10 protein-coding genes are annotated in these 12,612 nt (G+C 57.2%); all 10 read left to right on the forward strand.

Annotation, left to right across the window (positions count from 1 at the left end):
- Positions 1-72 precede the first annotated feature (72 nt).
- Positions 73-417: a glycosyltransferase family 2 protein gene (locus tag ACV4UX_RS00380; RefSeq protein WP_491591354.1), complete on the forward strand. Its 345-nt coding sequence runs from the start codon at positions 73-75 to the stop codon at positions 415-417.
- Between the two features lie 164 nt (positions 418-581).
- The gene (locus tag ACV4UX_RS00385; RefSeq protein ID WP_491591355.1) at positions 582-1,853 is read left to right on the forward strand and encodes an SGNH/GDSL hydrolase family protein; all 1,272 of its coding nucleotides are present in this window, start codon (positions 582-584) and stop codon (positions 1,851-1,853) included.
- A gap of 462 nt (positions 1,854-2,315) precedes the next feature.
- On the forward strand, positions 2,316-3,401 hold the full coding sequence (locus tag ACV4UX_RS00390; protein ID WP_491591356.1) for a glycosyltransferase family 2 protein: 1,086 nt from the start codon (positions 2,316-2,318) through the stop codon (positions 3,399-3,401).
- Positions 3,398-5,068, forward strand: a complete 1,671-nt coding sequence (locus ACV4UX_RS00395) for a hypothetical protein (protein WP_491591357.1) — start codon at positions 3,398-3,400, stop codon at positions 5,066-5,068. Before ACV4UX_RS00390 ends, ACV4UX_RS00395 begins: the two co-directional genes overlap by 4 nt.
- A gap of 97 nt (positions 5,069-5,165) precedes the next feature.
- Positions 5,166-6,044 carry an SGNH/GDSL hydrolase family protein gene (locus ACV4UX_RS00400; RefSeq protein ID WP_491591358.1) on the forward strand — a complete coding sequence of 293 codons (879 nt, stop codon included), beginning with the start codon at positions 5,166-5,168 and terminating at the stop codon, positions 6,042-6,044.
- Entirely contained in the window at positions 6,041-7,597 is a 1,557-nt protein-coding gene (locus tag ACV4UX_RS00405; protein ID WP_491591359.1) for a B12-binding domain-containing radical SAM protein, read from the forward strand. Before ACV4UX_RS00400 ends, ACV4UX_RS00405 begins: the two co-directional genes overlap by 4 nt.
- Positions 7,581-8,699, forward strand: coding sequence for a radical SAM protein (locus ACV4UX_RS00410; RefSeq protein WP_491591360.1), 1,119 nt, complete (start codon positions 7,581-7,583; stop codon positions 8,697-8,699). The genes ACV4UX_RS00405 and ACV4UX_RS00410 overlap by 17 nt, the downstream gene beginning before the upstream one ends.
- A gap of 4 nt (positions 8,700-8,703) precedes the next feature.
- On the forward strand, positions 8,704-9,381 hold the full coding sequence (locus ACV4UX_RS00415; protein ID WP_491591361.1) for a class I SAM-dependent methyltransferase: 678 nt from the start codon (positions 8,704-8,706) through the stop codon (positions 9,379-9,381).
- Positions 9,382-9,448: 67 nt separating this feature from the next.
- The gene (locus ACV4UX_RS00420; RefSeq protein ID WP_491591362.1) at positions 9,449-10,435 is read left to right on the forward strand and encodes a methyltransferase domain-containing protein; all 987 of its coding nucleotides are present in this window, start codon (positions 9,449-9,451) and stop codon (positions 10,433-10,435) included.
- Positions 10,436-10,470: 35 nt separating this feature from the next.
- Positions 10,471-12,561, forward strand: a complete 2,091-nt coding sequence (locus ACV4UX_RS00425; protein WP_491591363.1) for a discoidin domain-containing protein — start codon at positions 10,471-10,473, stop codon at positions 12,559-12,561.
- Positions 12,562-12,612: the final 51 nt, after the last annotated feature.

Raw genomic sequence — 12,612 nt, forward strand, 5'->3', positions numbered from 1 at the left:
TGAAAATAGCCTAAGCCGTGATTGCTGCGGAAAAGTGGCATTTCTAAAGAGTTCTGACTCGATTTTACTGTAGTGATCCCCGTCTTCAACGAAGCCGATTCCTTGCTGGAATTGGCATCGCGTCTGGAATGCATGCTTTCAGGACTCGAGGCGAGTGAAGTAATCTTCGTTGACGACGGCAGCACGGACTCAACGAATTCAATCCTCCAGGGCATCTGCCGTGCCGATCCTGACAAATTCAAGCGCTTGCATCTGCGCTGCAACAGGGGGAAGTCAACCGCGCTGCAGAGCGGTTTCAATGCCTCCCGGGGGAAGGTTATCGTTACCATGGACGGAGACCTCCAGGACATTCCCGAGGAACTGCCGAAACTTCTCTCCACATTGACCTCCCAGGGCCTCGACGCCGTGACCGGGTGAGTTGGGATATGCTGCAAGGGTAGGACGATCTTGCTCAGGAACTTCTGGTGGGTCTGCAGCAGGTACACGGTCAGGGCGGTGTAAATCTGGATGAGGGCGGCGTTTTCCGTGTTACCCACCTCACGATCAGCGCTAAAAAAATGTGCTGAGTTAAGAGGAGAGCCATGTTAAAGATATTATTTTGCGCTTTTATTGTTCTTGCAATTGTATTTTATCCATGCGCGCAGCCTGCTCCAGGGAAAGGTATATTTGTGCGTAATCTTAAGGCTGGAAAAAGCCAGACCTTAGTTACATACGGAACGAGTCTAACAGACCGTGCAGGTTGGGTTCAAGATCTGTTCCTTGCCCTCGACGAAAGCTGTCCAGGTATCGTCAACGTGATCAATAGTGGTGGGAGCGGAATGAGTTCGAAGTGGGGTGTAGAGAACCTTGAAGCCAAAGTCATAGACAAACACCCGGACGCGTTGTTGATTGAATTTGCAATTAATGATGCTTTCGATAAATATGCAACTTCAGTAGATCAGGCAAGAGGCAATCTGGAGCTAATCATTGACAGAGTGCTTGCGGCAAATCCATTTTGTGAAATATTTCTGATGACCATGAATTCTCCAGCAGGGATCCACCTGTCTTCACGGAAAAATTATTCAGAATATTATCAAATGTATCGAGATGTTGCTAAGTTGCGCGGAATTGCGTTAATTGACCATCAAGTGAACTGGGATGCCATTTTACATGAAGCCCCTGCGTTTTATGGAACATTGGTGCCTGACGGGCTTCATCCAACAGATCAAGCTCAATGTCTCGTTATTACCCCAGCCATCCTTCGGGAGTTGGGCGTAAAACGAGTACGATTAGATGACGATGAAAGGGAGATGTACGCAAAGGCAAAGATTGACCGAATGAAAATCAAAGACTCAATGCTAACGGATGATCTGTGCACTGGCGGAAGGGCAATTAGCAACGGCGATCTTGGGAACTTTAATGCTTCAATGGCATTCGATAAGAATGATGCCTCGATTTGGGCAAGCCTTCAGACAGGGAAAGAAGTTGCTGGCGTGGCTTGCATTGGTTATGATTTTGGATCAGAAAAGAAAGTTTCTGTCAGGCGTGTAGTGCTAAAACAGGGCGGCCGTGTTGAAGGTATTAGTGTTCAGTCTTCAGATAGTGAGCAAGTTGGATATGTAGATGTCGCAGCTAGTTTTAAATACAATAGTGGAGGTTGGGATGTTATTGATCTTGTTGAGTCATCGCCCCGGCGATATTGGCGCCTTCTAGCGGAACAAGCTGCTGGCGATCACCCTGCTGCTTGGACAGTATGTGAAGTAAAAATGCAGGGGAAAAGAAATATATCCGAAATATTGACGCGATATGCACTAGTGTTTTTAAGGTCGACTTTCGGACTTGACCATTGCGGCGGGAACGGGCCTGTTCGTTAGCTTGTCGTTGCATTTAGGCCCAACAAGTCGATAGCCAGGCCATTGATAAATCAATGTCTCGCGAGAAAATTATGATTTCGCGCGGGCCGTTGCCTTTCAATAAGGATTTGCAGTGAAACGGATGGCAAAAGCGTTCGAGATGGCGAAAGTGCAGTTGCCCGAGTGGCTAACTACCGGCTCAAAGACCCGTCCGTCCCGGTATTACAAGGCCAAGGCTTACTTGTGCTGCCTTTGATCCGTGAAATTGTAGATTGGAGACTGGCCTGCGGCTATTGCTACGCGTATTTTTATATTAAAATAAGAATTCAATGGTGTTGGCTCTGTTTTTGGGCGCATGCAACTGGTGCTTCTTTCTGGGCTTGAGAAATGTTCCAGATAATCTGCTGGCTAGAGAGGGAAGGGCGTATTGATGCTGAGCGAGGGATTTGTTCGTTGGGTGGTCGCGTTAAAGGATGGTTCTGAGTGGCTCTGGAGAAGGTAATGTCTTTGTCTGGCGTATCTGAAAATGGCCTGAACCTTGAATGTTGCTGGAATAAGGGCATTTTTAAAGAGGTCTATCTCGATTATTCTGTGGTGATCCCTGTCTTCAACGAAGCCGATTCCTTGCGTGAGTTGGCATCGCGGCTAGAGTGCGTTCTATCCAGGCTTGGGGCAAGCGAAGTAATCTTCGTGGACGACGGAAGCACGGACTCAACGTATTCAACGCTCAAGGCCATCTGCCGTGCCGCTCCTGACAAATTCAAACGTCTGCATCTGCGCTGCAACAGGGGCAAGTCAACCGCGCTGCAGGTCGGTTTCAATGCCACTCGGGGGAAGATCATCGTCACCATGGACGGAGACCTTCAGGACATCCCCGAGGAACTTCCGAAACTTCTCTCCGCGTTGACCTCCCAGGACCTCGACGCCGTGACCGGATGGAAGCGCGTGCGAAGGGATGGATATTTAAGCAAAAAATTGCCTTCGTGTCTTTTCAACTGGCTTCTGCGCAGGGTATCCGGGTTGAGCATCCATGACTTCAACTCCGGCTTCAAGGCTTTCCGGCGTGAATGTCTTGGGTGTCTGAAGCTCTACGGACACATGCACCGCTTTGTCCTCGTATTTCTTTCGAGAAGTGGATATAGGGTTGGCGAGGTTGAGGTGGAGCACGCCGCAAGAGTTCATGGGGTTTCAAAATACGGGGTGAAGCGATTCTACCACGGCCTCATGGATCTGCTGACCGTGTTCTTCATCACCAGGTATCTCGCCTCTCCACTGCATTTTTTCGGATTGTATGGCGTCTCGAGCATCGCATTTTCTGCGTTGATTGGAGTGTACTATATTTCGTCGCATTTTGCAGGGATCTTTCTGGGACGTCCCAGCTGGCTTCTCGCAGAGCATCCCTTATGGGTGCTTTCCCCGGTGTTGTTTTTGGCCGGGCTGATCCTTATTTTTTTTGGTCTGCTGGGTGAACTTATCAACTTCAGACTCCACAGGCCGACTGACGCAAACGAGTCCGTGGACGAAGCGGAAGGGTTCAATGCGGACTCTGGGGGCGAACCCAGGCCATGAACGATTTCGAATTCCAGGTCAGGTTTGTGGTTTCGGCTGTGCCTCGGCTTGTATCCCAGATCGACCTCGACCCTCTCTCGCCTACATACGGATGTTCGCACCTCGCTTTCTGGCGCGATAAGACATCTGAATTCTCCGACGCCAGGCGGCAGGAATCCATGCTGGCCTTTAGCATGCTGTATCGCGCCGAGTTTCCTGGATCTTCCTGGGCGGGTAACCGGCGTTTACTGGACGTTGTGGTCGCCCAGTTGTCCTATTGGATGGCGATGCAATACCCCGATGGGGCTCTGGATGAATGGTACAAAGGCGAGCGCGCCTATGCGGCTCCCGCTTATGCAGCCCACTGCGTGGCCAGAACCCTGCTGGCCGTGGGCCGGTTTCTACCCCCGGACGTGGTCGCTAAGGTTAAACAGCGCCTGGAAGTGACGGCACGTTGGCTTGAAACGCATGACGATTTCTTCAAGACCAACCACCAAGTGACAGGAGCCTGCGCGCTTGCTTTTTGCGCCCAGGCCCTGGAAGCGCCGCGTCTGGCTGCGGTCGCGCGTTCCAAGTTGGCCTCCGTGCTCGGTTCCCAGACGCACGAGGGCTGGTTTCCCGAGGTGCGGGCCATGGACCCCGGCTATACGTTTCTTACCGTGGAGTTTGCGGCCATGGCCATGGTGGAGTTGGGCTGGTGGGAACATGCTTCGGCTTTTGCCCGCGCCATGGATTTCGCATGCGCCTGGACGCATCCGGGACCGATCCTCGGCGACGAGTACGGGATATGCCACAATCCTTACGTTTCGCGCATCGCCGCGGTGCTCATGGCTGACCGCAGCGACGGTGCCGCGTCCCTTCTCGAGGTTCTTCTGTCTGGATCAGCAGGCATGTCTGGTCTGACTCCAACGCTTACCGACGACCTGCGTCTTCCTCGCTGGTCCTTCCAACCCCTTGCGGCCTGGGAATACCTGAAGCTTTCGCCTGGGCTGCGCCCCGGCGCGCAAAAGTTACCCCTGTTTGGAACGGGACAGCCCGCCAAGGTGTATGGCCTTTCGGGGCTGGCCAGGGTCAGCGCCGGCGGTAGGCCAGCCGTGATGTGCTCTCGGGCGGGGGGGCTGGTGCGCTTCTTCGGATCCAACGGGCCCGAGATTGCCGACCTGGGATACGCACTACGTATCCCAGAAGGATGGGCGACCTGTCAGACGTACAACCCACGCATCCGCATCGAGGAAATCGGCGGGAAAATCGGCTGCACCTGCGGCATCAACCCTGCGAAAAGATTTCAGCCGTCCTTCTCGGCTCGCTTGGCACTGCGCCTGGCCTGCACCACGGCCGTAGGCGCCAGGCTTGCCCGCAAAGGCATCGACCTGATCCGCGGCAGGCTGGGCACAGCAGTCAACCAATCCTCCGCCAATCTCATGGCGGCTTCGGGCAATACGATGCGGCGCACGTTGGAAGCCACCCCGGAGGGGGCGGTCGTCCTGGACCGCCTGAGTTTCACGCGGCCCGTTCGTCCGCAGGACCTGTTCGCCTGCATGCGTCGCGGCGACGGACCTACCGTACTGGAGCCGCTGACGGCACTTGCGCCCTCCCCTGGGGAGTCTGTTTCGGGCGTTACCGTCATGCGCCGTTACGGCCCGGATCCGACCTGGAGAGAGCATGAAGCGACCCTTGTCTGGGGCTGACCGCAGGGAGACAGGCCAACTGGTGGATGACGGCAAGGGGCATGGCGGCTGCACGCCAGGGAGGCACGAGAACACCCTCGGAAGGCGCGCAGGCCGCTTGGCGGTCAACAGCCTGCTGGTTGCTGCGAGTCTGGTTTCTGCCTACGCGCTGTGCGAGGTGGGCTTTCGGGCTTGGTTCGACATCAAGCCCATGCCTTGGTTCTACGAGATCAACGAGCTTGATTTCCGAGGGCGGCACCCCTCCCATGAGCGGAGTGCTCCCGGCGCGCGCCGGGTCATGATCCTTGGCGATTCCTACGCCTTCGGGTTCGGCGTGGCGCAGGAAGACATCCTGGCCGCACGGCTGGAAACCTCTGGCCAGGTTCAGGCAGCCCCGCAGGTGGAGGCGCTCAATTTCAGCCGGATGGGCTGGAACACTTGCGCAGCAATGGATTTTTTCCTCTCCAAGGGGGTTTCGTTCGACTTCGACGACCTGCTCCTTACGGTGACTTTCAACGACATCGAACCCGAGCCCCTCACGGTCCGCAATCAGCAGGCCCTGTGCCTCTTCACCCAGATGACCATGTTGCACGCCCTGGTTTACAGGCTCTACGGATTCAAACAGCGCCTGCTCCAGGGCAAGGACTACGGGCAGGCCCTGGCAGAGTGGTACGCCCAAGGCGAAGGCCCCCTTGCCAGTCGCATGCGTGAGTGCATCCTGGACCTCAAACGCTACTGCGACCAGCACGGCAAACGCTTCGCCGTGCTGCTCTTCGAGACCCCCGATGCCGATGGCGTAGGTTTAAGGGCCGTTGTTCATCGGGAACTTGGCTCCTGGTGCACACGCCTGGGCATCCCCTACGCGAGCCTTCCGCCTGCTTCTGCCGAACGCCGCCGGGAGCTCACGCTGCACGTCTTCGATGAGCATCCCAATGCCCAGGCGCACTTCCTGGCGGCCCAGGAAGCCGCAAGGATGCTGGGAGGCGCGCCGAGATGAGCGACATCCTGCTGGTCTACCCTCGGCTGGGATCCATGGACTCCATGGTGGTTGATCCGCCCTTGTCCATTCTTTACGCAGCGGCCGATTCCGTGAAGCAGGGGTTTGACGTGCGCCTTCTGGATCTGCGTTGCGAGCCGGGGGACTGGCGCAAGGCGTTGTCCCGCGAGCTCGCGCTTCACCCCGCCCTGGTGGGGATCTCGGTCATGACCGGGAAACCTCTTGAGAACGCGCGCGAAGTGTCCCGCCAGGTGCGGGCCGAACTTCCGGATGCGAAGGTCGTCTGGGGTGGGCCTCACGTGACGGTGCTCCCTGAAACCATCGAAGAGCCGTTCATCGACTACCTCGTGCGCGGCTATGGTTCTAAGCCGCTGGCAATGCTGGCGCAGGCCCTGCGGGACGGGCGGGACCTCAGCGACGTGCCGGGCCTCTCCTGCAAAGACGCGCGGGGTGTGGCGGTGCACAACCGGCGGTCGGGGGAACACGAGATGCTCCTGCACGCGGACATCCCCTATTCTCTTCTGCCTTTGGACCAGCCCGCGTACCGTCGGGCTTACAACGGGGAACTGATGTTCACCCTGTTCAGCGCCATGGGCTGTCCCTACCAGTGCGCCTTTTGCGTGCACCCCGCCGTGTACCGCGAACTCAACGCTCCACGCTGGCGGCCTTTGCCGGACGAGGACGTGGTGGAACACATCGCCTTTGCCGTTGAGCGCTACGGGGCCAGGAACATCTGTTTCCTGGACGACACAAGCTTTCCCAGCCTGGGGCGCATGCGCCGCATCTTCCAGGGCGTGATCGGTCGGGGGCTCGACGTCTGTATCGAATTCAGGGGCGCCCGCATCAATGAGCTCGACCGCATGGATGACGACTTCATCCGGCTTATGATCCGCGCGGGAACCAGGGTGCTCAAGGTCGGGGCCGAGTCGGCCAGCGACAGGCTGCTCGTGCTTTTTAAGAAAGGCATCACCCGTGAGCAGATCCTCAGGGTGAACGAGAAGTTCGCCCGTCATCCGGAAATCGTAATCGACTACAATTTCTTCTGCGGAGCCCCAGGAGAAACCTATGAAGATCTGATCCTTACCAAGAATACGGTCCTAGAGCTCGTGGCCAAGAATCCCAACGCCTACTACTCCTTCGGCAGCGATTGGAAGCCCATCCCTGGGTCTGCGCTGTTGGATTACGCAGTCCAAACGTACGGGTACAAGCCCCCTCACACCATGGATGAATGGATTGAAATGGACTCCTTCGATTCCAAGGAAAAAATCGTCCATCCATGGTATACAGCTAGGCACGACAGGCTCATCCAGATGATGCAGTTGGCGGCCTTCGTGGTGGACAACAAGATCGCCCGGGAGACAGCTGCCAACACCGACGCCTCCTTCAAGCTCCTGAGGGTTTGTTCCTTCCTGTACAGGCCCCTGGCCCTGTGGCGGCTCCGGCATGACCGGTACGAGTTCTTGGTAGAGTTCGCGCTCTTCAGGATGATGGTCAGGATTTTCCCCTGGCTGCGCAATCTGATCAAAAAGGACGGCGATGAAAAGGGCGATTGAATCCCTGCGTCGTTGGTGCAACGTCTACAGGCGCATCCGCTTTTTCAAGCGGCTCTATCCGCTGCGTGCGGTCCTGGCCGACGCGGTCAGGTTCCCCCTGGACTATGCCCGGACGGAGCGTGACGTGGACACGGTTCGCAACGTCATGATCGCTGTTACCCATCGATGCAACATCCGCTGCGAGATGTGCTACTTCCACTCCCAGACAGGCGACGTGGCAGTGCTGCCCCTGGAGACATTCAAGAAGGTGGTGGACGAGACGGCCCACTCCCGCCCCGCAATACAGCTCACCGGGGGTGAGCCTTTGACCCATCCGCGCATCGTGGACATGGTGGCCTATGCCAAAAAGAAAGGCCTGGCCGTGCAGTTGTTCACCAACGGCACCCTTGCCACGCCAGATTTGGCCGGAAGGCTCGTGGACGCCGGACTCGATTACCTGAATATGACCCTGCTCGGGGGGCCGCTGAACCACTCCCTGGTGGCCCGCGTGCCCGGCAGCTACGAGCGCTTCAGGGGTAATCTGGGCGCGCTTGCCAGGCGCAAAGGCACAACACGGCTCATGGTGAACTACACCATAACTCCCAGAGCCGCCGGGGACATGTTTCACGCCTTCGAGCTGGCGCACGACCTGGGCCTTGACGGAGTCCGCGTGCAGCACCTCATGTACCTCACCCCGGCGGAGTTTTCTGCCCAGGACGAGACGATGCGCGCCCTCTATGGACATGCGTTCCCCACCAACGAGTCGCAGGAGGAGAGGGATTTGGAAAGCTTGGGGTCCGAAGTGGCGGTCCTGGCCGCCGAGACGCGGCGTCGTTGGCCTGGACTGAACGTGCAGTGGGCGCCTACCCTGGATGAGGCCGAGATGCCGTCCTGGTATTCCGCCAAACCCTTCAGCACCCGTCGCAAGTGCCTGTTCCCCTGGCGGGGGATCCAGATCGACGCGGACGGGGCCGTGTATCCCTGCAGCAAGATCTTCGTCCCGCTCGGCAATGCGACCGACAGGGACGTGATGGAATGCTGGAACGCCAAAGAGATGAAAACCTTCCGGGCAGCGATGAAACAGGGCCTGCTGCCCGCCTGCGCCCGGTGCTGCGTGCTCTAGAGCCATGGCGGACAACGATTTCCTCACCGGAGTCTACTCTAGGCTGGACGAGACAAGCACGTCGTTGCAGCGGTTCATGGACTCCGTGTACGCAGTCATGCACTCCGCGTTGTCGCTCACTGGATGTGAGAGCGTGGCGGACTTCGGATGCGGGCGCGGCTACTTCATGCGCCACCTCAGGGGCAAGGGCCATTCTCGCCTGGTGGGTTTGGAGCCCTCGCAAGCCCTGCGCGGCATGCGGTTGGACGAGGCGGTGCGAGAAGGCTCCTTTGAGCAAAATGACTTGGGGGACGCCTCCTTTGACATCGCCTTCACCTGCCATACCCTGCATCACCTGGAGAACCCGTTCCCGCTCTACGCCCTTCGGGAGATGGCCCGCGTTGCCGCGCGGCATATCGTGATCGTGGAGGCATGCAACACCAACCTGGCGATGGCGTTGCGCTCCCTCTACCGCATCAAGAGCGAGGCCAATTGCTACCGGTATAACCTGGGAAGGGTGATTGACATGACCGGGCGCTTAGGCCTGGACATGGTCCATGCCGGGTACATGCCACGGGCTTTTCTCTCGTCTGGAAGTATTGCGCACCGGATGGCTGCCTGGCTGGGGACAGCTCCATACTGCATGGTGTTGGCAACGAAGGAGCGCGGTCAAGAGAGCGTCGTTCCCCCCCAGGAGACTTAAACATGTATGCGCAACGGGCGGCAGTGCCATTCACCCTGTTTGTATAGATTGACTTTGGAGGTTTGGAATGAACAAGCACGTCCTGTCAAAAGCGCTTGCTGTTTTGGCATGTCCAGAGTGTGGCGGCGATTTGCAATATGACAATCGGTGCAGTTGTTTTATCTGCGAGCCGTGTGAGAACAAATATCCTGCTGTTGGAAACGTCGTAAATTTTCTGCAAGTTGACGGCGAACTGCTGTCGCGCGCAAAAGATCACTGGGAAAGCAGCCCGATATTCCAGTATGAAGCAAAAAGCCCCTTGTATACAAAGGAGTATTACGAGGAACAAGACAGGTGGCGTGCAGAAGAAAGTGATCCATTCTCGATGGGTGAATACAGGTTTGGGGAGATACGAGGCAAGGTCATTCTGGATGTCGGGTGTGGTTCAGGCTGGTTGGTCAAACAGGCTGCACGTTGTGGCGCATTCCCTGTAGGCATCGATTTTACTGAAAAAGCTGTCCTTAGCACTGCAAAAGCAATGGAGATATATGGCCTAGACGGGCTTGTGATTCAAGCTGATGCACAGCGGCTCCCGATAAGGACGGAAGTGATAGATAGGTTTTATTCCGTCGGAGTTCTTCATCACATACCTGATACACAGCGGGGAATTGATGAGGCGTATAGGGTGACAAAGAAGGGCGGGTCTTTGTTCATCAGTTTGTATTGCAGACCATTCTTCTTTAACAGGTTGATGTTTCCTCTGGCAAAAGCGCTCTTAAGGCGCATGCTGAAAGCTCCGAAAGTGAGGGATGGTCTTCAATATGCAAGCGACTATGATGAGTTCATGCGAATGGTTGATGGGCCGACAAACCCGATAGGCCGCTGGTACGATGACGAACAGTTGATTGAACTGTTCGTCAGGTTTTCAATCCTGGGGATGTCGCGATCGTGCTTCCCAATAAGGTTTCTTCGCATTGGGCGTTTCAATGTAAGGCGTATTGTCCCAGAGTTCGTTCACAGGATTTTGCATCGGAGGGCAGGCATCGTGCGGAACGTGCAGCTGGCAAAAAGTTGATCTGGAATGAGAACTAAATGAATAAAAGGTGCCCCATGGTTAAGAGCGCGGCGTCAGTGATCCCTTTTGTCGCGACAGGATTGGCGTACTCGCCCCTGATTTTTGGGCGGTTTGCTTTTATGGACGATTTTTGGGCATTTCTGTCTGCAAAACAGCCTCTGCTCTCCAACTCTTCATACTTGGTCCAGGCCAAATACGGCGGTCGCTTGGTGGGCGCCTTTATCTCCTGGGTTACCTTCGTCCCCATCGATTCGCTAGCCACGTTGAGCCTCGCCCGATGTGCGACCATCCTGCTCCTGGGTTTCTGCGCCCTGGGGCTTTCTCAATTCATGGCTCGTTTGGGCATGGACAGATTGGAGGCGGCAATGTTGTCTGCGGCCGCATTCACGCTGCCGGCCTTCCATAGCAACGTGGCGGCATTCACTGAGCTCAACATCGTCTTGGGAGTGCTCACGGGTTTTTGGGCAGGGATGGTGGCGGTTCAACTTGCGGATGAAGCCGGGATAGGCTGGGGCAAGGCGCTCAGGAAGGGAACATGGGCGGTGCTCATTTTGTTCCTGGGCACTCAGTTCCACCCGCTCGGGGCCATGTTCTACTTCACCGTTTGGGGTGTATGGCTCATGGGTCGCGGTCCGCAGGCTTGCAGCCCCCTTTGGGGGAGAATCATGGCCTGCCTTGCTCTGCCTGTGGCGAGCATGCTCCTGTTTTATGTTGTCTACAAATCCAGCGCGACTGTTGATCCCAGCAGGGACGCCCACGTCAATCTTGCGGGAATTGTCGATTTCATTTGGCAGAAAGTGATTCCGCAAGCGTTCAGGTTCTGGGACAAACCCCTGCTCACAGGCTCTTCCTATTGGAGTTGGCGGCACGATTCAGGGGCGGTCGTGGCCATCCTGTCCGTGGCTGTGGTGCTTGGCGGCCTGGCGGTGTCCGCAGCTAGAAGTCTTTCTGCCCGAGGGGCTGCTGGGACCGTCCCCCCCCGCAGTCGCTTCGGGGGGGGGCTCCATGCACTGCTGCTGGTCCTACTGCTGCCGCTGACCTTGGCTCCAATACTTGTGGCGAAAAACCCGACCTTGAATTACCGGTATGCGGTCGGGATCATGCCCCTGGCCCTTTTCCTGTCATACTGGAGCCTGTTCCGCCTTGCCGGATGCGTTGGGTGTGATACGCGGCGATTTCGACTTGCGGTGAGCGGCATGCTGTTGGTGGTCGGCGTGGTAAGCGCACATGCCACAGTACGCAACGAGGTGGCCCTGCCGCTCTCTTCGGAGGTCGAGTACATCAAGGGAATTCTGGCCTCCAGTTTCAAACCGGCGCAGCAGCGCACGGCCCATTTTATCCTGGTGGACAGGCGTTTCCAAAAGCTCGAATTCCCGGGCCTGATGACCAGCTATGGTATCTTGGGCGGCGCCTGGCCTACCGGTATGCTCCAGTTGGCACTGCGCGAACTCATTCGGGAGGGGCGTGCGCCCGAGGGTGCAAAGGATTGGGATACCCCCGCGATCAACAATCGAGTCACCTACTGCGCCTCCAACGAGTTGAAGCGCGGAGCGGTGGTCGTTGATCAGAGGCGGACGCTCATGCTGGACATGACCCCTCTTGCCGGGCTTGTCTCGCCGTGGGTTCCCGCGCCCACGGGAACCGTTCACGAAATGGCCCTGGGCGATCCTGCCACGCTGACGCCCATGAGTGAATTCGGACCGAACCTGTGTGTGGGGGGGCAAGCCTTCAGTGGGGGGGATTACCCGGGCTTCCTTGCTGCCCAGGCATTTGACGGCGACATGGGGGAATCACGCTGGGGAGGCGCCCAGACGGGAAGGTCCATGAAGGGCCAGGCGTTCGTCGGATACGACTTCGGACAAAACAAGAGCCCGCATGTGCGACGTGTCGTGCTGCGCCAGGATGGGGCCATCAAGGGCGTCCGTGTCCAGTCCTCGGACAACGGAGAGGACTGGAGGGACGTGGCCCGATTGACCTTGTATCCCGACAAATCACCCCGCGCGTATGACCTTCCGACATCAGCCCCGGCGAGGTACTGGCGGCTGCTGGCCGATGACGATCTCATGCACGGGGCTGCGTGGACGCTTTATGAGGTCATGATGTTCGAACCGTATGGCGGGGGCTAACAGTGATGGGATGGCCCCACCCCTCCTAAAGGGGTACGCATCAAGGAGCGA

The organism is Fundidesulfovibrio sp. (genome assembly GCF_058402725.1).

Excerpts from the sequence above, each read along its gene's own strand:
- ACV4UX_RS00385 (WP_491591355.1), top strand. The coding sequence starts at position 582 with ATGTTAAAGATATTATTTTGCGCTTTTATTGTTCTTGCAATTGTATTT.
- ACV4UX_RS00395 (WP_491591357.1), top strand. The coding sequence starts at position 3,398 with ATGAACGATTTCGAATTCCAGGTCAGGTTTGTGGTTTCGGCTGTGCCT.
- ACV4UX_RS00405 (WP_491591359.1), top strand. The coding sequence starts at position 6,041 with ATGAGCGACATCCTGCTGGTCTACCCTCGGCTGGGATCCATGGACTCC.
- ACV4UX_RS00410 (WP_491591360.1), top strand. The coding sequence starts at position 7,581 with ATGAAAAGGGCGATTGAATCCCTGCGTCGTTGGTGCAACGTCTACAGG.
- ACV4UX_RS00415 (WP_491591361.1), top strand. The coding sequence starts at position 8,704 with ATGGCGGACAACGATTTCCTCACCGGAGTCTACTCTAGGCTGGACGAG.
- ACV4UX_RS00420 (WP_491591362.1), top strand. The coding sequence starts at position 9,449 with ATGAACAAGCACGTCCTGTCAAAAGCGCTTGCTGTTTTGGCATGTCCA.
- ACV4UX_RS00425 (WP_491591363.1), top strand. The coding sequence starts at position 10,471 with ATGGTTAAGAGCGCGGCGTCAGTGATCCCTTTTGTCGCGACAGGATTG.